Source organism: Streptomyces sp. SYP-A7185 (genome assembly GCF_046103685.1).
Taxonomy (GTDB): Bacteria; Actinomycetota; Actinomycetes; order Streptomycetales; family Streptomycetaceae; genus Streptomyces.
Window position 1 is genome coordinate 3599260 of record NZ_CP122310.1, and the last position, 21685, is coordinate 3620944.

Genomic DNA, 21685 nt, shown 5'->3' on the forward strand with positions numbered 1-21685 from the left:
CTCTCCCGGACGCCGGGCGCCGGAAGGAAATCAGGTTTACAGGGGTGGAGCGTGCCTATTGACACGCCGACGCTCAAGATTACGGGGCTGGGCCAGAAGGGTCAAACCGGCTTCTCGCCGTCCGGCGGCAGCGGCTTGACGCCCTTGCACAGATCGGTGCTGTCGGCCTTGCCCGGCCAGGCGATCGTGCGCACCCGGTCGAAGTGTCCGCGGTAGGCGTCGTGCACCGAATCGTCGTCGACCTTCACGATCGCCTCGTCGTTCTCGCGCAGGGCGGGCGCCGTGTAGTTCTGCGAACCGGTGAAGGAGAGCTTGTTCTGCCTGCCGTCGTACATGCCGTCGATCAGCAGGTACTTCGAGTGGATGATGTAGGGCGTCGCGAGCTTGGTCCCGGGGTGCAGCGGGTCCCGGTCGTCGTTGAAGCACCGCATCGTCGGGCCGCCGGCCTTGTGCAGGGCCTCCCAGGTGCCCGGAGTGCCGCCCTGGCTCTTGGCGCTGTCCGTCTCGGCGTAGACGATGCCGACCGTGCAGCCCGCCTTCTTGAGCGAGACGAGCTTGTCGGCGATCTGCTTCCGGGTGATCTTGAATATCGAGGCGCGGACGTTGGTGTGGCGGGCGACACCGGACGCGTCCCGGTAGTTGCACCGGATGTTGTTCAGGACCGAGTACATGGTGTCGGTCTCGTTGACCGTGCCGGAGCGCGGGAAGAAATAGGCCTTGTAGAGGCCGTCGCTCACCGTGCGGTAGTCCCAGTTCCGCCAGTCCTTGCGGATCATGTCGGCGAAGTAGTCGGCGTACGCGTCGTACATCGTCGGATTGTTCGGGAGCTGCAACGCGTCGTTGAAGAACTTCGTGTGGGCGGACGGCGTCGAGTTCGACGTGGTCTGCACGACGACGTCCCTGGCCCCCTCGACCTGCGAGAACAGCCAGAACTTGTTGTGCATGATCGACTTGCCGTACCGGGGATCGCCCAGGCAGGACTTGCCCGCCGGGCAGAGCGTCACGAAGGACGCCTTGTTCCGGTCGGTGCCCAGCTCCGACGCCAGCCTGCTGTACGCGGTGTTCGTCGGGCGGTCGCTCCTGGTGGACTCGTCGAGCACCATCTGCACGTTCACGCCGCGCCTCTTGGCCGCCAGGAGCGCGTCCACGACCGGGGACTCCCACACGTGGTAGACCGCGACCTTGATGGTCGAACCGGGCACCGCGGCGTTCGTCAGCTCGATCAGCCGGGTCCGTATCGCGTGCTGCTGCTCGGGGGTGCCCAGCGGATCGTTGAAGATCGGCGCCTCCACCAGGGGCGGGTCGCCCTCGGCCGCTCCCGCCGTGCCCAGGGCACTGACGGTCTGGATCCCCGTCGCCGACAGGATCGTCGCCAGCGCGACCGCCTGGCGTCCTCCCTTGGCCTGTTTCACGGCACGGTGACGCCCCGTGCCCCTCAGGCGACCTTGCGCCATCGTCCAACCCCTCCCTGACACCGGCGGGGCGTCTCCCCAGACACCACGCCCGTGCGCTCTTTCATCAACCGCATGAGTTTTACAGGTACTTCACCGCGTTCCAAACAGAGAGGTGCCCCCGGCGCGGTCGAATCACCGCACCGGGGGCACCCGGTCATATGTACGGACCGCAAAGAAGGAGGTCAGCCCTCGTCGCCCGCGGAAGCCTTGACACCGGCCGGTGCCTGCTCCGCCGCGGCGGTCTTCTTCGTGGTCTTCGACGCCTTCTTGGCCGTCGTCTTCTTGGCGGCCGTCTTCTTGGCCGCGGTCTTCTTGGCGGCGGCCTTCTTCGCGGGCGCCTTCTTGGCGGCGGTCTTACGCGCCGTCTTCTTCGCCGGAGCGGCTTCCTCGGCGGGAGCCGCGGCCTCCGGCTGCTCGGCCTGCTCGGCCTGTGCGGGGGCCTCCGTCGCCTTCTCCGCCGACGGGACGACCAGGACGGCCGCCTCCGCGGACGCGGTCGGCGCGGTGGCCTTACGGACCGCACGGCGGCGCGGACGGGCCGGAGCGGCGTCCGCCACCGGCTCGGCAGCGGGCTCGGCGACCGGCTCCGCCACGGGCTCCGCCTTGGGCGTCTCGGCCACGATGACCTCGGCGGCCTCCGGCTCGGCGCTCTCGGCCGCCTTCGGCGATCCGGCGGGCGACGTCGCCTTGCGGGTCGCACGACGGCGCGTGCGCCCCTTGGGAGCGGCGTCCTCGACCGGAGCCTCGGGGGCCACCTCGACCACCGGGTCCTCCGCGGCCGCGGGGGTCTCCACCACGGGGGCCTCGACCACCGGAGCCTCGACAACCGGAGCCTCGGCCTCGGCGAGCTCGGCCTTGGCGGCGCGGGACCTGCCCCGCTTCTCCGCCTTGGGCGCGCTCTCGGCCTTGGGGGCCGACTCCGCCCGCGGGGCGCCGGCCGGAGCCGAGGCCCGACGGGTCGCCCTGCGGCGCGAACGGCCACCGCGGGACGCGGCCGCCTCGGCCTCGGAGGCGCTGCTGTACAGCTCCTCGTCCGGCACGAACTCCGGCTCGGGGAGCGCCACGGGAGCCGCGGCCTCGGCGGCGACCTCCGCCTCGGACTCGGTCTCCACCTCGTCCGTCGTCTCCAGGGCCTCGTGGTCGTGCTCGTGCGTGTGCTCCTGGCCCTGCTCCGAGCCGCCGCGGCCGCGCTTCTTGCGCTTGCCGCCGCCACCGGCGGAGGTGGGCTGCTCCATGTGCACGATGACACCGCGGCCGTTGCAGTGGACGCAGGTCTCGGAGAAGGACTCCAGAAGGCCCTGGCCCACCCGCTTGCGGGTCATCTGCACGAGACCGAGCGAGGTGACCTCGGCGACCTGGTGCTTCGTACGGTCGCGGCCCAGGCATTCGAGCAGGCGGCGCAGGACCAGGTCCCGGTTGGACTCCAGGACCATGTCGATGAAGTCGATGACGACGATGCCGCCGAGGTCACGCAGGCGCAGCTGGCGCACGATCTCCTCGGCCGCTTCGAGGTTGTTCCTCGTCACGGTCTCTTCGAGGTTGCCGCCCTGGCCGGTGAACTTGCCGGTGTTGACGTCGACGACGATCATCGCCTCGGTCTTGTCGATCACCAGCGAGCCGCCGCTGGGCAGCCAGACCTTGCGGTCCAGGGCCTTCATCAGCTGCTCGTCGATGCGGTACGTCGCGAAGACGTCGACCTCGGAGGTCCAGCGCTGGAGGCGGTCCGCCAGGTCGGGGGCGACGTGCGAGACGTATCCGTGGATGGTCTCCCAGGCGTCGTCACCGCTGACGATGACCTTCGAGAAGTCCTCGTTGAAGATGTCGCGGACGACACGGACGGTCATGTCCGGCTCGCCGTACAGAAGGGTCGGCGCGGCGCCGCCGTTCTTCGCCTTCTTCTGGATCTCTTCCCACTGCTGCTGAAGACGCTCGACGTCACGGCGCAGCTCGTCCTCGCTCGCGCCCTCGGCGGCGGTGCGCACGATGACGCCCGCGTCCTCGGGGACGATCTTCTTGAGGATGGTCTTCAGACGCGCGCGCTCGGTGTCGGGCAGCTTGCGGCTGATGCCGGTCATCGAGCCCTCGGGCACGTAGACCAGGTACCGGCCGGGCAGCGAGACCTGGCTGGTCAGGCGGGCACCCTTGTGGCCGATCGGGTCCTTCGTGACCTGCACGAGGACCGACTGGCCGGACTTGAGGGCGGACTCGATGCGGCGGGGGCCGTTGGCCATCCCGAGCGCCTCGAAGTTGACCTCACCGGCGTACAGGACGGCGTTGCGGCCCTTGCCGATGTCGATGAAGGCGGCCTCCATGGACGGCAGCACGTTCTGGACCTTGCCCAGGTAGACGTTGCCGACGTACGAGGTGGCCTGCTCCTTGTTGACGTAGTGCTCGACGAGCACGTTGTCCTCGAGGACGCCGATCTGGGTGCGCTCGCCGTTCTGGCGGACGACCATCACGCGCTCGACGGCCTCGCGACGGGCCAGGAACTCGGCCTCGGTGATGATCGGGACGCGGCGGCGGCCCTGCTCGCGGCCTTCGCGGCGGCGCTGCTTCTTGGCCTCCAGGCGGGTCGAGCCCTTGATGGACTGGACCTCGTCGGCGCCGGTGCCGAGCTCGCGCTCTTCCTTCTTGCGCGGCTCACGGACCTTCACGACCGTACGCTCCGGGTCGCCGTCCGCCGTGCTCTCGGCCTCACCGGAGTCCCCGGCGCGACGGCGGCGGCGACGACGGCGACGGCTGCTGCTGGAGCCGGAGCCCGAGCCGTTGTCGTCGGTGTCCTCGTCGGACTCCTCGGCGGCGGCCGGCTCGGCGTCCTGCTCGGCGGCGTCCGTGTCGGAGTCCGCTTCGCCGTCCGCGTCCTGCTGGTCGCCGGAGTCGTCGGCGGACTCACCGCGGCGGCGGCGACGGCCACCGCGACGGCGACGGCGGCCGTGGCGCTCGCCGTTGTCGTCGGACTCGTCGTTGTCGTGGTTGTCGTGGTCGCTGTCCTGGTCCGCGGCGGTGTCCTCGGCCTCTTCGGGCTCGGGGACCTCGTCGTCGGCGGGCCGCGCGGCGGCCTTGGCGGGCTCGCGCTCGGCGGCGGGCTGCTCGTCGGCGGCGCGGCCACGGCGACGGCGGCGGCGCGGCCCGGTCTCCTCCTCCACCACGGGGGCGGCGGCCACGGGCTCGGCCTCGACCTCTTCGGCGGGCTCGTCGGCCGCTTCGGCGGCGGCAGCGGCGGCGGCGCTCTCGGGGGTCTGGAACATCGGCGCGGCGAACACCGGCGCCTGGAAGACGGCGACGGCGGGGCGGGGCTTGCGTCCGGAACCCTCCTCACCGTCACCGGCACGCGCCTTGCGGGCCCGCGTCGGGTCGGGCGCCGAGAATCCGGCGGCGGCCTTGCGGGTGGCACGGCGGGGACGGCGGCCCGTGGGCGCGTCCTCTTCGGCGGGCTGCGGCTCCGGGGCCTGCTTGGCCTCGGCGGCGGCCTGCGGCTCGGCGGCGGGGGCCTGCTCGGCGGCCTGCGTCTCCGCTGCGGGCGCGGACGAGCCGCGGGTGGCGCGGCGGCGGGCACGGCGCGGGGCGGCGTCGGCCTCCGGCTGCGTCTCGGGAGTGGTCTCAGCGGCCGGCTCGGCGGCGGCGGGCTCGGCGGCCTCCGGCGTCCGGGCGTCGGCCTCGGCGCCCTGCGGCGCACCGGCGGGGGCCGAGGCGCGGCGGGTCGCACGGCGACGGCGCGGGGCCGGAGCGGCGTCCTCGGCGGGCTCGGCATCGGCCGGGGCCGCGGCGGCCACGGGCTCGGCGGCCGGCGTCTCGGCGGGCGTCTCGGCGCCCTGCGGCGCACCGGCGGGGGCCGAGGCGCGGCGGGTCGCACGGCGGCGGCGCGGGGCCGGAGCGGCGTCCTCGGCCGCTGCGGGCTCCGGAGCCACGGCCGCGGCGGGCTCTTCGGCGGCGGGGGTGGCCGGTATGGCCGGAGCTGTGCCCTCGGCGGCTCCCGCGGGCGGGCCCGCGGGACGCGACGCCGCACGGCGCCTGCGGCGCGGCGGCAGGGTGTCGCTGGGTGTGTTGTTGTCCGAGCCCTCAGTGGGTTCGTTCGGCTCATGCATGCGGGCGGTTCTCCCGTCACGCTCCCGGGCGCCGCGCCTGGTCCGGTGATGTCCGCGGCCCTCGCTCACCTACGCGCGGCCGCCATCCGGGGGCGTGGGCGCCGCACGGGAGCTCTATGTGTCTGTCTCGCCGGTTCCGTACGCCCAAATGCGGACGGCCTGGCGAAAGTCTCGGTCAGTGCGCTGCCCGACCCAGGTGGCTCCCGAGTACCAGGGCGGCGCTACGACGTGCGTCCCTGCGCGGGACCTTCCTGCGCCGGCGCCTTCGCGGCGGCCGCGGCGGCCCCGTCCTATGCGGACGGGGTCGTGGCTGCCTCGCGGTCGGGCGCGAGCGGGTCGGTCACCGTGCCGGTCTCGTCGTCAAGAAGCCCCTGCGCCAGCCTGGTCACCGCTGCGGGGACCGGCGGCGCCAGGTCGGCCACAGCTCGGAGACCGGACAGGACGTCGTCGGGTCGTACGGCAGGTGTCACGTGCCGAACAACCAGCCGCAGTATCGCACAGGGCTGGTCGGTCGGCCTATCAGCGTCGTGGCTGAGTGCCTCGCCGGAAGCGAGGGCCTCAAGGCTCACGACGGCCTCGCGGGCGTCGAAGGTCCGCATGCCGTTCTTGGTGCGGCGCTGGACCTCGACGGTCTCCGCGGCCCGGAAGGCCTCGGCGGCCCGCTGCGCGTCCGCGGGCTCCACGCCGTTCAGGCGCAGCTCCCACACGGACGCGGTGAGCCGGTCGGCGAGTCCCGAGGTGCGGGACTCGACGGCGTCGATGATGTCGAGGCCGGTGGGCATCGACTCGTCGAGCAGCTCGCGCAGCTTGTCGGGGTCGCGCTGCGCGGTGAGCGCGATCTCCAGGTACTCGGCCTCACTGCCCGTGCCGGTGGGTGCGGCATTGGCGTACGACACCTTGGGGTGGGGCGTGAACCCCGCCGAGTACGCCATGGGCACCTCGGCGCGGCGCAGGGCCCGCTCGAAGGCGCGCTGGAAGTCTCGGTGGCTGGTGAACCGGAGGCGGCCGCGCTTGGTGTAGCGCAGTCGGATGCGCTGCACCGCGGGAGCGGGCGGCGGGCCTTCGGGCTGTCGCTTGCCCAGTGTTCTAGTCCTTCGTGAGAGCGGTCGTACTGCTACCTAGAGTACGTGCCCCGGGCGTGTCAGGTTCCCGCCGGGCCACCGGCACCGGCACGGGCTCCATCGGGCCCGCCGCCACGGGGACCCGCTCCTTCGGCGCGCCGAACAGCATCCTGCGTACGTCGGCACGCGCGTCCCGCACGGTCTGGCGGGCGGCGGCGAGGGCCTGCCGGGTGGCGCGGCCCGCGTCCTTGACCGCCTGGGCGGCCGGCCGCCAGATCCCGTCGCGCACGGCATGGCCCACCGGAGTGAGGACCGCGCGGTACGCCCAGCGCACCGGGTCGACGAACAGCCACCGCAGGAGCCGGCCCAGGAAGCGGCCCACGGCGAGCGAGACGTACCCGGCGATGCGCCAGGCGTGGCCGAGCGCGGCACCGATCTCGCGCCCGACGACCGCGATGCCCCGCCCGACGGGTGCGAGGACCCGGCGCCACAGGGCGACGGCGGGTACGACGAAGATCCAGCGGCCCAGGGCGGCGAGCACCGCCCCGAGCCCCCGCAGCAGCCAGGCGGCCCCGGCCCCGATCCCCCAGGCCGTCCAGGCGATGCCCGCCCCGGCTCCCCTGGCCAGCCAGGCGATGCCGTGACCGACCGGCGTGAGGACCGAGGCGTACAGCCACACGGAAGGCACCACGACCAGCACGCGCCCCAGCCACGCGAGCCCCCTGCCCACCGGCACGACCACGTACCGCCACAGCCCCACCCACGGCCACACGAACAACGCCTTCAGGAGCCACACCGTGGCGGCGCCGATGCCCCGCCCGGCCACCAGGGCGCCCGCGGCGACGGCCCGCGCGAGCCAGGCGATGCCCTGGCCGACCGGCGTGAGGACCGACCTGTACAGCCACACGGAGGGGATCACGACGAGCGTCCGGCCCAGCCACACGGCGCCGTGGCCGACTCCCCTGGCCAGCCAGGCGATGCCGTGACCGACCGGCGTGAGGACCGAGGCGTACAGCCACACGGAAGGCACCACGACCAGCACGCGCCCCAGCCACGCGAGCCCCCTGCCCACCGGCACGACCACATACCGCCACAGCCCCACCCACGGCCACACGAACAACGCCTTCAGGAGCCACACCGTGGCGACGGCGACGCCGCGCGCGACCGGGGTGATGACGTACGCGTTCAGCCACTCCAGCGGCGTCACGATCAGGGTCCGCCCCAGCCAGGCGAACGCCCGCCCCACGGGCCGCAGTCCCCGCAGATACAGGAAGCGGCCGCACACGGCGAGGGCGTCCCACACCAGGCGCACCGGCACGACGAGCACGAGCACCACGATCCGCACCGGGATGCGGATCGCCACGGCCAGACAGCCCTCGGCCTGCGGCGCGGGTGCGGTGAGCGGCTGGGCCGGCTCGCGCTCGTGCGGCGAGGGCCGCTTTTCCAGGTCCATGCCGTCCTAGACGCCGGGAGGGAGGTGGCCGGTTGTCAGGCGGCGGTCGCGATCCAGTAACGCAGCTTGCCGCCGCGTTCGTCCTCGAACACGCCGCCCGCGCCCTCGATCACCTTGCGCGAACCGGTGTTGTCGGTGTCGCAGGTGACCAGGACCGAGTCGAGGCCGAGCGCGCAGGCGTACGGCAGGGAGTCGACCAGCATCGCCGTGGCGTGACCGCGGCGGCGGGCGGTGGGCCGTACGTCGTAGCCGATGTGGCCGCCGTACTCCCGCAGGAAGCGCGTGTTGACGTGGTGCCGGATGGCCAGGCGGCCGACGTACTCGGCGCCGTCCGCGTACCAGAGCGTCGTCACGGGGACGGAGTACGGCTCGGCGGGGTGCACGGCGGCGTCGACCTCGGCCACATAGCGCTCGAAGACCACCGGGTCGTGCCACTTGTCGCCGTAGTCCCGCAGGGTGCGGCCGAGCGTCGTGTCGTCGTCCGGGCCGCCGCGTCCCTCGGCGCGGAACTCCTCCATCGCGGCGACGAAGGAGAGCCGCACCAGGCCGGTGGGCGGGGCGAGTCGAGGACCCGTCCCGCCCGCCGGCTCCGGTGGCGGCACCTACTTCACTACCGACAGCGGCAGGAGCTTCTTGCCGGTCGGGCCGATCTGGATCTCGGTCTGCATCTGCGGGCAGACGCCGCAGTCGAAGCACGGGGTCCAGCGGCAGTCCTCGACCTCGGTCTCGTCGAGCGAGTCCTGCCAGTCGTCCCAGAGCCAGTCCTTGTCGAGACCGGAGTCCAGGTGGTCCCAGGGCAGGACCTCCTCGTACGTCCGCTCACGCGTCGTGTACCAGTCGACGTCCACGCCGAAGGCGGGCAGCGTCTTCTCGGCGCAGGCCATCCAGCGGTCGTAGCTGAAGTGCTCGCGCCAGCCGTCGAAGCGGCCGCCGTCCTCGTACACCGCGCGGATGACGGAGCCGATGCGGCGGTCACCGCGCGAGAGCAGGCCCTCGACGATGCCGGGCTTGCCGTCGTGGTAGCGGAAGCCGATCGAGCGGCCGTACTTCTTGTCGCCGCGGATCTTGTCGCGCAGCTTCCCGAGCCGGGCGTCCGTCTCCTCGGCCGACAGCTGCGGGGCCCACTGGAAGGGCGTGTGCGGCTTGGGCACGAAGCCGCCGATGGAGACCGTGCAGCGGATGTCGTTGCCCGCGACCTCGCGGCCCTTGGCGATGACGTTCGCCGCCATGTCCGCGATCTGGAGGACGTCCTCGTCGGTCTCGGTGGGCAGGCCGAGCATGAAGTACAGCTTGACCTGGCGCCAGCCGTTGCCGTACGCCGTCGCGACGGTGCGGATCAGGTCCTCCTCGGAGACCATCTTGTTGATGACCTTCCGCATCCGCTCGCTGCCGCCCTCGGGGGCGAACGTCAGACCCGAGCGGCGGCCGTTCCTGGTCAGCTCGTTCGCCAGGTCGATGTTGAAGGCGTCGACGCGGGTCGAGGGCAGGGAGAGGCCGATCTTGTCTTCCTCGTACCGGTCCGCGAGGCCCTTGGCGACGTCGGCGATCTCCGTGTGGTCCGCGGAGGACAGCGAGAGCAGGCCGACCTCCTCGAAGCCGGTCGCCTTCAGGCCCTTCTCGACCATGTCGCCGATGCCGGTGATGCTTCGCTCCCGCACGGGGCGCGTGATCATGCCGGCCTGGCAGAAGCGGCAGCCGCGGGTGCAGCCGCGGAAGATCTCCACGGACATGCGCTCGTGGACGGTCTCCGCGAGCGGCACGAGGGGCTGCTTGGGGTAGGGCCACTCGTCCAGGTCCATGACGGTGTGCTTGGACACGCGCCACGGGACACCGGACTTGTTCGGCACGACGCGGCCGATCCGCCCGTCCGGGAGGTACTCGACGTCGTAGAACCCGGGGACGTAGACCGAACCGGTGCGCGCGAGCCGGAAGAGGACTTCCTCGCGGCCGCCGGGGCGGCCCTCGGCCTTCCACTCGCGGATGATCGCGGTCATGTCGAGCACGGCCTGCTCGCCGTCGCCGATGACCGCGCAGTCGATGAACTGCGCGATCGGCTCGGGGTTGAAGGCCGCGTGGCCGCCGGCGAGGACGATCGGGTCGTCGACCGTGCGGTCCTTGGACTCCAGCGGGATGCCCGCGAGGTCCAGGGCCGTGAGCATGTTCGTGTACCCGAGCTCCGTGGAGAAGCTGAGCCCGAACACGTCGAACGCGCCGACGGGGCGGTGGCTGTCCACGGTGAACTGCGGGACCTCGTGCTCCCGCATCAGCTCCTCGAGGTCGGGCCAGACGCTGTACGTGCGCTCGGCGAGGACGCCCTCGCGCTCGTTCAGCACCTCGTAAAGGATCATGACGCCCTGGTTGGGCAGCCCGACCTCGTACGCGTCGGGGTACATGAGCGCCCAGCGGACGTCACAGCTGTCCCACGGCTTGACGGTGGAGTTGAGCTCACCGCCCACGTACTGAATGGGCTTCTGCACATGCGGGAGCAGAGCTTCGAGCTGTGGGAAGACCGACTCGACAGGCATCTCGCGACTTTCGTGAGCTGGCAGGGGGATGACTCTCAAGCGTAACCCGCTTGAGAGCGCCCCTCGCACGGCTTGAAAACCCCCGCATCGGCGGGGAGCACTGGGCCCAGCGGACATCACACGTGTCCCAGTCCGGAGCACCTCCGCGGCGGCGGAGAGGGCCTACGTGGATAAAACGATCAGCTGCCGCTCCCGTCACGCCTACGGAGCCGCCGCGGTCAGCCGCCCAGCGCCGACCGCAGTTTCGCCCGGGACGCCTGCGCCCAGACCTCCGGCAGTTCCCGCTCGCGGTCCGCAGCCGCAGCCTCCTCCTGGCCGTACAGGAGCCCCCAGGTGAAGGCGGTCTCACCGGCGAGGTGGGCCTGTATGGCCAGGGTCCGCAGGGCGTCGCGGGCGACGACGCTGTCCTGGTGGTCGCCGAGCACGCTCTGGACGGCCTTCATCTGCTTGGCGAACTTCTTGGCGGGCTTGCCCAGGGCGGGTGTGGCCGCCTCGCCCGCGTACCGGGCGCGCTTGGCGGCCTTGCGGGCCTCGTGCATGGCCACGTCACGCTGCTCGCCCGGAGGCAGCGCGAGGGCGTGCTCGACGCGGGTCGCCAGGCGCCGGTAGTCCTTCAGGACGGCCTTGGGCAGCGCCTTGCCCACGGGGGCATCGGCGGCCGCCAGGAGCGGCGGTGCGGCGAGGAGGGCGTCGACGGACTCCAGGAGCGCGAGGTAGCGCTTGCCGTCGAGCACGGCCACGGTCCTGCGCCGGGAGCCGCTGCGGCGGGCGACGGTCCAGATGCGCAGCCGCCCGCGCACGGGGCCGAGCAGCAGGGTGCGGGGCACGGCGGCGATGCGCGTGGTGAGCCGCTCGGTGAGGACCTCCTGGTCGCGGTCGACGCCCAGCTCGCCCGCGAGCCACTTCAGCTCGTCGGCGACGGGATCGGTGGCCGAGCGGTCCAGGATCTTGCCGAACGAGCGGAAGGCGCTGCGCATCCGGCGCGTGGCGACCCGCATCTGGTGCACGGAGTCCGGCAGATCGCGGCGGACGTCCGGGTCGAGGGCGACGAGGGCGTCGCGCTGGGCGCGGAGGTAGGCGAGGACGTGGTCGCCGGCCATTCCCGGGCCGTCGCCGGTGGCCTCCTCGACGGCCTGCGCCACCGCCTCGCGCTTGCCCGCCTTCTTGTCGCTCTTCTTGGTGCTCCTGGCCGGCAACTCCTCGGGCAGGCTCTCCCGCGGCGCGGTCTCGGCCAGCGCCCTGGCCAGCTTCGAGGAGGCGTCGGCCCGCCGCACGCCCGCCTTCTTGAGCTTCTTCTCGACCTTGTCGAGCAGGGCGGGGTCGCCGTCGTCCGCGAGTTCCACCTCGACCTCGGACCACTCCGCCGTGGCCACGCCGCCGCTGAGCCGCTCGGCCCGTACGCCGTCGACGCTGACCTCGGCGAGCAGGGCGCCCTGCGCGTCGACCAGGTGGCGCAGGTCCCGGGCGGAGAGCAGGCGGACCACGGGGACCAGTTCGGCCTCGCGGACGCGGGAGCGCACGAGGCCGAGCAGCGAGCGCGGCACCTCCGGCGAGAGCGGCGCGTGGATCTCGTCCCGCACCCCGTCCGCGAGCGCCACCGGCAGCTTCAGATGCCAGCCCGCGTCGTCGCCGCCGGTGCGGCGGCGCAGTGTGACGGCGGAGGCCGCCAGGCGTTGGTCGGGGGTGTCCCAGTAGGTGGCGTCCAGTTCCACGACGCCTTTGTGGACGACGTCCGCGACCCCGGCGACACCGGTCAGGTCGGGCAGCTCGGCGGCTGCCCCGACGTCGTACTTCCGCTCTATCTCCCGCTTCGTCTGCCCCATGAACCGAATCTAGACGGGATCCGGGGCGCTGGGCAGACCCCGAGGCGCCCCGGAGCGTCTCTAGGCCGACATCGGACGCTGCACCTTGATCGACTGGAGCAGCCCGACGGCCACCCAGACGGCGAACATCGAGGAGCCTCCGTACGAGACGAAGGGCAGTGGCAGACCGGCCACCGGCATGATGCCGAGCGTCATGCCGATGTTCTCGAAGGACTGGAAGGCGAACCAGGCGATGATCCCGGCGGCGACGATCGTGCCGTACAGCTCGGTCGTCTCGCGGGCGATGCGGCAGGCGCGCCAGAGCAGGATGCCGAGCAGGACCAGGATGAGCCCCGCGCCCGCGAAGCCGAGCTCCTCGCCCGCGACGGTGAACACGAAGTCGGTCTGCTGCTCGGGCACGAACTGACCGGTGGTCTGCGAGCCCTTGAAGAGCCCGGTGCCGGTGAGGCCGCCGGAGCCGATCGCGATGCGGGCCTGGTTGGTGTTGTAGCCCACGCCCGCCGGGTCGAGCGCGGGGTTGGCGAAGGCCGCGAAGCGGGCGATCTGGTAGTCGTCCAGGATGCCGAGCTGCCAGACGGCGACCGCGCCGGCCGCGCCCGTGCCGAGGAGTCCGAAGACCCAGCGGTTGGAGGCGCCCGAGGCGAGCAGCACGCCGAGCACGATCATCGCCATCACCATGACCGACCCGAGGTCGGGCATGAGCAGCACGATCATTATCGGCACGGCGGCCAGGCCGAGGGCCTGGAGGACCGTGCGGTGGTCGGGGTGGTCGCGGTCGCCCGCGTCCACCCGCGCGGCGAGCAGCATCGCCATGCCCAGGATGATCGTGATCTTCACGAACTCGGAGGGCTGGAGCGAGAAGCCGCCGCCGATGACGATCCACGCGTGCGCGCCGTTGATCGTCGCGCCGAGCGGGGTGAGGACGAGCAGGACGAGGAAGACGGAGATGCCGTAGAGGATCGGCACGGCCGTCCGCAGCGTCCGGTGGCCCAGCCACACCGTGCCCGCCATCAGGGCGATGCCGATGCCGGTGTTCAGGACGTGCTTGAACAGGAAGGAGTACGGGTCGTCGCCGACCAGCTCGGTGCGGTTGCGCGTCGCGGAGTAGACGAGCGCGGAGCCGATCGCGGACAGGGCGAGCGCGCAGAGCAGTATCGGCCAGTCCATCCGGCGCACCAGCGAGTCGCGGGCGAACAGGCGGGACGACACCGACGAGCGCTCGGGCCCGTAGCCGGAGACGGAGAAGCCATTGTTGCCGGCCACTAGTCGCGCCTCCCGTTCGCGGGCGGGCCCGCCAGTTCCTGCTGCTCCTGCGGCGGCTTGGGGGCCTCGGGCTTGTACGGCTTGATCTTCGGCGAGTCGATCGAACCGTCGGTCTCGATCTTCGGCAGGTTCTTCTGCGGCTGGGGCAGCAGGGCCTTCTTCAGGTTCTGCTTGCCGCTCTCGTCCAGGCCGTAGATGCCGTCGTAGATCTTGCGGACGGCGGGGCCCGACGCTCCGGAACCCGTACCGCCCTGGGAGATCGTCATGACGATCGAGTAGTCCTTGGTGTAGGTCGCGAACCACGAGGTGGTCTGCTTGCCGTGGACCTCCGCCGTACCCGTCTTGGCGTGCATCGGGATCTTGTCCTGCGGCCAGCCGCCGAAGCGCCAGGCGGCCGTTCCCTTGGTGGCGACGTCGGCGAGGGCACCGTCTATGTCGGCGCGCGTCTTCTGGTCCATGGGCAGCTTGCCGTGCGACTTGGGCTTGATCTCCTGGACCTGCTTGCCGTCGGCGCTCACGATCGCCTTGCCGACGGTGGGGTCGTAGAGGGTGCCGCCGTTGGCGATGGCGGAGTAGATCGTCGCCATCTGTATCGGCGTGACGAGGGTGTCGCCCTGTCCGATGGAGTAGTTGACGGAGTCACCGGCGCGCATCTTCATGCCTTCGAGGCAGTTCTCGTACGCGATCTGCTCGACGTAGTCGCCGCCCTTCTTGCCCTGCTTGCACCAGCCGTCCTTGTTGGCCTTCCAGTAGTCCTTCTTCCACTGGCGGTCCGGGACGCGCCCCGCGACCTCGTTCGGCAGGTCGATGCCGGTCTCCTTGCCGAGGCCGAACTGGTGGGCGGTCTTGTAGAACCAGTCCTTGGCGTCCTTCTTCGGCTTGTTGCCGCCGTCCTTGGCCCACTGGTCGTGCGCGAGCTTGTAGAAGACGGTGTCGCAGGAGACCTCGAGGGCCTGGCCGAGGGTGATGCTGCCGTGGCCCTGGGACTCGAAGTTCTTGAAGGTCTGGCCGCCGATGGAGTACGAGCTGGGGCAGGGGTAGCGCCCGTTGAAGTCGTAGCCCGCGTTGACCGCCGCCGTCGACGGGATGACCTTGAAGATCGACCCGGGGGCCGCCTGGCCCTGGATGGCGCGGTTCAGGAGCGGGTAGTTGGACTTCTTGCCGGTGAGCCGGGTGTAGTCCTTGCCGGAGATCCCGCCGACCCAGGCGTTCGGGTCGTAGGTCGGGTTGGACGCCATGGAGACGATGCGTCCGGTCTTGTTCTCCATGACGACGACGGCGCCCGCGTCGGCCTTGTAGTTCTCGCCGGTGTTCTTGTCGAACTCCTGGCGGGCCTTCTTCATCGCGTCGTTCAGCCAGTACTCGGACAGGGCCTGCACGCGTGCGTCGATGCTGGTGACGACGTTCGCGCCGGGCTGCGCCGGGTCGTCCTTGGCCTTGCCGATGACGCGGCCGAGGTTGTCGACCTCGTAGCGGGTGACGCCGGCCTTGCCGCGCAGCTGTGCGTCGTAGGTGCGCTCCAGGCCGGAGCGGCCGACCTGGTCGGAGCGGAGGAACGGCGAGTCGGTGTGCTCCGCCTTGGTGATCTCCTCGTCCGTGACGGGCGAGAGGTAGCCGAGCACCTGGGCGGTGTTGGACTTGCCGGGCGCGGCGTAGCGGCGGACGGCGGTGGGCTCGGCGGTGATGCCGGGGAAGTCCTCGGCGCGCTCGCGGATCTGGAGGGCCTGCTTGGGCGAGGCCTCGTCCGTGATCGGGATCGGCTGGTAGGGCGAGCCGTTCCAGCAGGGCTGCGGGGTCTTGGAGTCGCAGAGCCGGACCTTGTCGGAGACGTCCTTGGCGCTCATGCCGAGGACGTCGGCGAGCTTGGCGAGGGCCGCCTTGCCGTCGTCCTTCATCTTCATGAGGTCCGTGCGGGACGCGGAGACGACCAGGCGGGTCTCGTTGTCGGCGATCGGCACGCCGCGCGCGTCCAGGATCGAGCCGCGTACGGCGGGCTGGACGACCTGCTGGACGTGGTTGCCGGATGCTTCCTCGGCGTACTCCTCACCGTTGCGGACCTGGAGGTACCAGAGGCGCCCGCCGAGGGTGAGGAGGAGGGAGAGCACAAGGATCTGGATGACGACGAGACGGATCTGGACTCTTGGGGTCCGTCCGGTCTCGGGGATGTTGGTCACGCTGTTCCTCCCCTCTCAGTCTGTGTACGAGCAGTACGTGTGCACGACCGGCCGGTGTGCGCGGCCGGTCGTGCCCGGGGTCGAAGGCGCTGCGGTCACAGGCGCTTGACCCCCTTGATGCGTCCGGCGCGCGCGACGCGGGCCTTGGCCGCCTTCATCCGCATGCCGCCGCGCTGGTTGCCGATGCGCAGGCCGGTGCCGGAGGAGAGCCAGCCGGACGCGACGTCCGTGGCCTTGTTGGCCGGTGAGGTCTCCCCCAGCGGGTCGTTCTCGGCTCTGCGGGCCAGCGCGATGATCAGCGGCACCGTGAACGGCGCGAGCAGCAGGTCGTACAGGGCTGCCGTGAAGAGGAGCCCGCCCAGGCCCACGTGGCGGGCCGCGGTGTCCCCGACGAGGGCGCCCACGCCCGCGTACAGCAGGGTCGACCCGATGGCGGCGCCGACGACCACGACGAGCGGGCCGGTGGCCGACCTGAGGCGGCCGGTCTCCGGCTTGGCCAGGCCCGCGAGGTAGCCGACGACGCACAGGACCAGGGCGTACCGCCCGGCCGCGTGGTCGGCCGGCGGGGCCAGGTCGGCGAGGAGTCCGGCGCCGAAGCCGATGAGGGCACCGCCCACGTGGCCGTAGACCAGGGCGAGGCCGAGCACCGTGAGCAGCACCAGGTCCGGGACCGCGCCCGGCAGTTGCAGCCGGGCCAGGACGCTGACCTGGATGACCAGGGCGACGACGACCAGGGTGACGGAGAGCAGGATTCGGTTGAAGCGCATGGGTCCGGTGCTCCTACTGCTCGTTGCCGTTGTCGACGCCGTCGGCCGGGGGCTGTCCTGACGGGGTGGCCGTGACGGTCACCGTCGGGGCCGGCTTCGGCTTGGCGGGCTTCTTCGGCAGGACCGTGTCGCGCGGGTCCTCGCGGGGCGCTTCGACGACGACGCCGACGATGTCCAGCTTGGTGAAGCCGACGTACGGCTTGATGTAGATGTTGCGCGTCAGGTCGCCGCCCGACGGGTCGACGCGGACGACCTCGCCGACCGGTACGCCGGGCACGAACGGCTTGTCGGCCTGCGAGCCGAAGGTGACCAGGCGGTCGCCCTTCTTGACCTTGGCCTTGCCGTTGAGCATCTGCACCGAGAGCGGGCGGTCGCCCTGTCCGGTGGCGAAGCCGAGCTCGTCGGTCTTCTCCATGCGGGTGCCGACGGTGAAGTCGGGGTCGTTGGCGAGCAGGACCGTGGCGGTGCTGGGGCCGACCGTGGTGACGCGGCCGACCAGGCCGTCGCCGTTCAGGACGGTCATGTCGCGCTTGAGTCCGTCGCCCGCGCCCGCGTCGATGGTGACGGTCCAGGAGAAGCCCTGGGCCGCTCCTATGCCGATGACTTCGGCGCCCTTGATGCCGTACTGGCCGGCACCGGCCTTCTTGAGCATGCTGTCCAGCTGTCTGACCCGACTGCGATTGCGGTCGTCGCTGCCGAGCTTCGCCTTCAACGCGGCGTTCTGACGCTCGAGTTCGGCGATCCGGTCATGCCGGTCGCCCGAGTCCCGGACCGCGCCGATCGCGTTGCCGATCGGGTCGACGGCGGACGACACGCCGTCCTCGACCGGGCCGAAGACCGTGGCGGCGGCCTGGCGGGCACCGTCGACCGGCGAGTCCTCGCCGCCACGGATGTCCACCGTGATCAAAGCGAACGCGATGGCGATCAGCAGCACCAGGAGCAGCCGGCTCTCTCGTGTGTCCCTCACGTGCGGCGGCCGTGCCTTCCTCAGTTGGAAATCCTTGGAATTCTGAGCAACTGCGTATGTCTGCGTAATTTTGCGTATGTCCGAGCAAAGATAAGCAATCCGATTCCGCGGCGTCTGCGGGCGTCGCGGAATTGTTGTGCTTTGTCTTCTGAGCCCTCTATATCAACGATCCGCCGCACGAGGTGACAGGCACTCGTACGGCGGACACCCTTTCAGCGGGTTCGCGCCACCCTCAGCGGCGCGGTGACGCGTCCAGGACCTGCTGAAGCGCCTCGAACTCCTCGACGCACTTGCCGGAGCCGAGCGCCACGCTGTCCAGCGGGTCTTCGGCGATGTGGATCGGCATGCCCGTCTCGCGGCGCAGACGCTCGTCGAGGCCGCGCAGCAGGGCGCCGCCTCCCGTGAGAACGATGCCGCGGTCCATCACGTCACCCGAGAGCTCGGGCGGGCACTTGTCGAGGGTCGTCTTGACCGCGTCGACGATCGCGTTCACCGGCTCCTCGATGGCCTTGCGGACCTCGGCGGCGGAGATGACGACCGTCTTCGGCAGCCCGGAGACCAGGTCCCGGCCGCGGATCTCGGTGTGCTCGTCGGCGTCCATGTCGTACGCCGAACCGATGGTGATCTTGATCTGCTCGGCCGTGCGCTCGCCGAGGAGGAGGGAGTACTCCTTCTTGATGTGCTGGATGATCGCGTTGTCCAGCTCGTCGCCGGCGACGCGGATCGACTGTGCCGTGACGATTCCGCCGAGCGAGATGACGGCGACCTCGGTGGTGCCGCCGCCGATGTCGACCACCATGTTGCCCGTGGCCTCGTGGACCGGCAGGCCGGAACCGATGGCCGCGGCCATGGGCTCCTCGATGATGTGCACCTGGCGGGCGCCGGCCTGCGAGGAGGCCTCGATGACGGCGCGGCGCTCGACTCCGGTGATGCCCGAGGGCACGCAGACGACGACGCGCGGCCGGGCGAGGTACCGCCGCTTGTGGATCTTCAGGATGAAGTAGCGGAGCATCCGCTCGGTGATCTCGAAGTCGGCGATGACGCCGTCCTTCAGCGGACGCACGGCGACGATGTTGCCCGGCGTGCGACCGATCATCTTCTTGGCTTCGGCGCCGACAGCGAGGATGCCACCGGTGTTGGTGTTGATCGCGACGACGGACGGTTCGTTGAGAACGATCCCGCGACCCCTGACGTACACCAGCGTGTTGGCGGTCCCGAGGTCGACAGCCATGTCACGGCCGATGAACGACATGTTGTTCCCCATGAGGATGCGTCTGGCCTTCCCTGGAGCTTCTGATGGCTTTTTAGGTAGGCGAGGTGGGTGCTGTGTGGCGTGGAGGCTTCCATCGTAGTCTCGCCTGCACGGACACGGCGCTAGGGTCTTCGCCATTGTCAGCAGATGATGCGCCGCCTCGCTCTTGGAGACGTGCCATCGGAGGCACGGGTTCCCCCAATTGGGGCGCATATGCCAAGGGGCGGCCGGTTTTCTCGGCCACCCCTGGTCAGGGCGGTGCCCTGCTGACTAGGCGTCAGAAGTCTTTACGGAATTCTTTACGTACGACCGTCAGACGACACCCGGGAAGAAGATCTTCAGCTCACGCTCGGCGGACTCCTCGGAGTCCGAGGCGTGGATCAGGTTCTCCCGGACGATGGTGCCGAAGTCGCCGCGGATGGAGCCGGGCGCGGCGGCGATCGGGTCGGTCGGACCCGCCAGCGCGCGCACGCCCTCGATGACCCGCTCACCCTCGACGACGAGCGCGACGACCGGACCCGAGGACATGAAGTCGACCAGCGGCTCGTAGAAGGGCTTGCCCTTGTGCTCGCCGTAGTGCTGCTCCAGCGTCTCCTGGTCGAGCGAGCGCAGTTCGAGCGCGGAGATCGTCCAGCCCGCCTTGCGCTCGATGCGGCCGATGATCTCGCCGATCAGGCCACGACGGACGGTGTCGGGCTTGAGCAGGACGAGAGTGCGCTGGGTCATGTGCGGCTCCAAGCATTTTTTCTACGAGCGTGTGGGTTGACCGGCACGATACCGGCACCCACTACACCGCGTTACCGCAGCCCCGGAAGCGTGCCCCGCCGCACCGCGCGGGGCACTCCGGTCAAGCCCGGGCCTAGGCCCCCGCCTCGGCCTCCGCCTGCGCCGCGAAGCGGGCCTTCGCCTCGTCGATCTTCTGACCGAAGTGCAGCGAGGCCCACCACAGGGCGGCGAACACCACGCCCATGAAGAACATGATCGGCACGACGAAGCCGCTCGCGACGAGCGCGATCTGGAGCGCCCACCCCAGCTGCACCCCGCCGGGGCGGGTGATCATTCCGCACAGCAGGACGCTGAACAGCATCGCGATGCCGCAGACCGTCCAGACCGTGCCCATCGACAGGTCCGGGTCCTTCATGGCGACCAGACCGGCGAAGCCGATCACGAAGAACTCGCCGATCAGCGTGGAAGCACAGAGCGTACGCACAGGAGTCAGCCCCTCCCCAGGAGCAGTCGGGCCTCGCCGACGGTGATGACGGATCCGGTGACCAGGACACCGCCGCCCGCGTACTCGCCCTCTTCCTCGGCGAGGGTGATCGCGGCCTCCAGGGCGTCCGGCAGGCGCGGCTCGACCTGGACGCGGTCGTCGCCGAAGACCTCGACGGCGAGCCCGGCCAGCGTGTCCGCGTCCATCGCGCGGTGGCTGGAGTTCTGCGTGACGACGATCTCGGCGAAGATCGGCTCGAAGGCTTCGAGCACGCCCTTCATGTCCTTGCCGTCGCTCGCCGCGACCACGCCGATCAGGCGGCTGAAGTCGAAGACCTCGCTGATCGCCTCGGCGGTGGCGCGGGCGCCCGCCGGATTGTGCGCGGCGTCCAGGACGACGGTCGGCGAGGTGCGCACGACCTCCAGGCGGCCCGGCGAGGAGACCGAGGCGAAGGCCTTGCGGATGGTGTCGATGTCCAGGGAGTTCGCGTGCTGCGAGCCGATGCCGAAGAACGCCTCCACGGCGGCGAGCGCGACGGCGGCGTTGTGTGCTTGATAGGCGCCGTGCAGGGGCAGGAAGATCTCCTCGTACTCCCCGCCGAGGCCGCGCAGGGTCAGGAGCTGGCCGCCGACCGCCACCGTGCGGGAGACGATGCCGAACTCCAGGCCCTCGCGGGCCACCGTCGCGTCGACCTCCACGGCCTTCTTCAGGAGCACCTGCGCCGCGTCGACCGGCTGCTGGGCGAGGATCACCGTGGCGTCGGGCTTGATGATGCCGGACTTCTCGACGGCGATCTCGGCCGGTGTGCCGCCCAGGCGGTCGGTGTGGTCCAGGTCGATGGGGGTGACGACGGCGACCGAGCCGTCGATCACGTTCGTCGCGTCCCAGCTGCCGCCCATGCCGACCTCGACGACGGCGACGTCCACGGGGGCGTCGGCGAAGGCGGCGTACGCCATGCCCGTGAGCACCTCGAAGAAGGAGAGCCTGAACTCCTGCTGAGCGTCGACCATCTCCACGTACGGCTTGATGTCCTGGTACGTCTCCACGAAGCGCTCGGCCTCGATGGGGGCGCCGTCCAGGCTGATCCGCTCGGTGATCGACTGGACGTGCGGCGAGGTGTACCGCCCGGTGCGCAGCTCGAAGGCGCTGAACAGGGCCTCGATCATGCGGGCCGTGGACGTCTTGCCGTTCGTGCCGGTGATGTGGATCGAGGGGTACGCCCGCTGGGGCTCGCCCAGGACGTCCATCAGGGCGGCGATCCGGCTGACGGAGGGCTCCAGCTTCGTCTCTCCCCAGCGGCCCGCGAGCTCGGTCTCGACCTCGCGCAGCGCCTTGTCCACCTCCGGGTCGGTGGGGCGGGAGGGGATGTCGCCCTGGGGCGGGCCCGCCTGGGTGCGCAGGGTGCGGCTGCCCGCCTCGATCACGGCGAGGTCGGGGTCGCGGTCGGTCTCGGCTTCGACGATCTCGTCGAAACGGGCGTCGCTGTCGCCGTTGTCGTTGCTGTCGGGGTGCGCGCTGTCAGGCGGGGGGAGGTCACTCACGTACGCCAGTCTACGGACGGGGTGCGACAGCCGCCGTCGGGACCTGCTTCGGCCCTGTGAGGACCTTGGTCCCGCCCGATTCGGGACCAAGGTCCCGCCGATCGGGGAAA

15 protein-coding genes are annotated in these 21685 nt (G+C 71.0%); all 15 read right to left on the reverse strand.

Going from position 1 to position 21685, the window contains the following annotated elements; genetic code table 11:
• Positions 1–101: 101 nt before the first annotated feature.
• Entirely contained in the window at positions 102–1412 is a 1311-nt protein-coding gene (locus tag QBL25_RS15850; RefSeq protein WP_409057680.1) for a phospholipase D-like domain-containing protein, read from the reverse strand.
• A 224-nt stretch (positions 1413–1636) separates the two neighbouring features.
• A complete protein-coding gene (locus QBL25_RS15855) occupies positions 1637–5539 on the reverse strand; it encodes an Rne/Rng family ribonuclease (RefSeq protein WP_409057681.1) in 3903 nt (1300 codons plus the stop codon).
• A 290-nt stretch (positions 5540–5829) separates the two neighbouring features.
• Positions 5830–6579, reverse strand: a complete 750-nt coding sequence (locus tag QBL25_RS15860; protein ID WP_409057682.1) for a TIGR03936 family radical SAM-associated protein — start codon at positions 6577–6579, stop codon at positions 5830–5832.
• A 46-nt stretch (positions 6580–6625) separates the two neighbouring features.
• On the reverse strand, positions 6626–8053 hold the full coding sequence (locus QBL25_RS15865; protein WP_409057683.1) for a hypothetical protein: 1428 nt from the start codon (positions 8051–8053) through the stop codon (positions 6626–6628).
• 35 nt (positions 8054–8088) lie between these two features.
• Positions 8089–8655: a GNAT family N-acetyltransferase gene (locus tag QBL25_RS15870; RefSeq protein WP_409057684.1), complete on the reverse strand. Its 567-nt coding sequence runs from the start codon at positions 8653–8655 to the stop codon at positions 8089–8091.
• The gene (locus tag QBL25_RS15875; RefSeq protein WP_409057685.1) at positions 8656–10578 is read right to left on the reverse strand and encodes a TIGR03960 family B12-binding radical SAM protein; all 1923 of its coding nucleotides are present in this window, start codon (positions 10576–10578) and stop codon (positions 8656–8658) included. It lies immediately after the preceding gene.
• Positions 10579–10796: 218 nt separating this feature from the next.
• A complete protein-coding gene (locus QBL25_RS15880) occupies positions 10797–12401 on the reverse strand; it encodes a CHAD domain-containing protein (protein WP_409057686.1) in 1605 nt (534 codons plus the stop codon).
• Between the two features lie 60 nt (positions 12402–12461).
• Positions 12462–13664, reverse strand: coding sequence for a rod shape-determining protein RodA (rodA, locus tag QBL25_RS15885; protein WP_409057687.1), 1203 nt, complete (start codon positions 13662–13664; stop codon positions 12462–12464).
• Positions 13664–15838 (reverse strand): penicillin-binding protein 2, encoded by a 2175-nt coding sequence (gene mrdA, locus QBL25_RS15890; RefSeq protein ID WP_409057688.1) that lies wholly within the window; start codon positions 15836–15838, stop codon positions 13664–13666. The genes rodA and mrdA overlap by 1 nt, the downstream gene beginning before the upstream one ends.
• A gap of 95 nt (positions 15839–15933) precedes the next feature.
• A complete protein-coding gene (gene mreD, locus QBL25_RS15895) occupies positions 15934–16605 on the reverse strand; it encodes a rod shape-determining protein MreD (RefSeq protein ID WP_409057689.1) in 672 nt (223 codons plus the stop codon).
• A 13-nt stretch (positions 16606–16618) separates the two neighbouring features.
• Positions 16619–17572 carry a rod shape-determining protein MreC gene (gene mreC / locus QBL25_RS15900; protein WP_409057690.1) on the reverse strand — a complete coding sequence of 318 codons (954 nt, stop codon included), beginning with the start codon at positions 17570–17572 and terminating at the stop codon, positions 16619–16621.
• Between the two features lie 232 nt (positions 17573–17804).
• Positions 17805–18824, reverse strand: a complete 1020-nt coding sequence (locus QBL25_RS15905; RefSeq protein WP_160505014.1) for a rod shape-determining protein — start codon at positions 18822–18824, stop codon at positions 17805–17807.
• A gap of 312 nt (positions 18825–19136) precedes the next feature.
• Entirely contained in the window at positions 19137–19550 is a 414-nt protein-coding gene (gene ndk, locus QBL25_RS15910; protein ID WP_160505015.1) for a nucleoside-diphosphate kinase, read from the reverse strand.
• Positions 19551–19683: 133 nt separating this feature from the next.
• On the reverse strand, positions 19684–20034 hold the full coding sequence (locus QBL25_RS15915; RefSeq protein WP_409057691.1) for a DUF4233 domain-containing protein: 351 nt from the start codon (positions 20032–20034) through the stop codon (positions 19684–19686).
• A 5-nt stretch (positions 20035–20039) separates the two neighbouring features.
• On the reverse strand, positions 20040–21575 hold the full coding sequence (gene folC, locus QBL25_RS15920) for a bifunctional tetrahydrofolate synthase/dihydrofolate synthase (protein WP_409057692.1): 1536 nt from the start codon (positions 21573–21575) through the stop codon (positions 20040–20042).
• Positions 21576–21685: the final 110 nt, after the last annotated feature.

What these genes read in the sequence shown, in the direction of transcription:
- QBL25_RS15875 (WP_409057685.1), bottom strand. Translation starts at nt 10,578, where the DNA reads ATGCCTGTCGAGTCGGTCTTCCCACAGCTCGAAGCTCTGCTCCCGCAT.
- QBL25_RS15855 (WP_409057681.1), bottom strand. Translation starts at nt 5,539, where the DNA reads ATGCATGAGCCGAACGAACCCACTGAGGGCTCGGACAACAACACACCC.
- QBL25_RS15865 (WP_409057683.1), bottom strand. Translation starts at nt 8,053, where the DNA reads ATGGACCTGGAAAAGCGGCCCTCGCCGCACGAGCGCGAGCCGGCCCAG.
- QBL25_RS15905 (WP_160505014.1), bottom strand. Translation starts at nt 18,824, where the DNA reads ATGTCGTTCATCGGCCGTGACATGGCTGTCGACCTCGGGACCGCCAAC.
- QBL25_RS15880 (WP_409057686.1), bottom strand. Translation starts at nt 12,401, where the DNA reads ATGGGGCAGACGAAGCGGGAGATAGAGCGGAAGTACGACGTCGGGGCA.
- ndk (WP_160505015.1), bottom strand. Translation starts at nt 19,550, where the DNA reads ATGACCCAGCGCACTCTCGTCCTGCTCAAGCCCGACACCGTCCGTCGT.
- mreD (WP_409057689.1), bottom strand. Translation starts at nt 16,605, where the DNA reads ATGCGCTTCAACCGAATCCTGCTCTCCGTCACCCTGGTCGTCGTCGCC.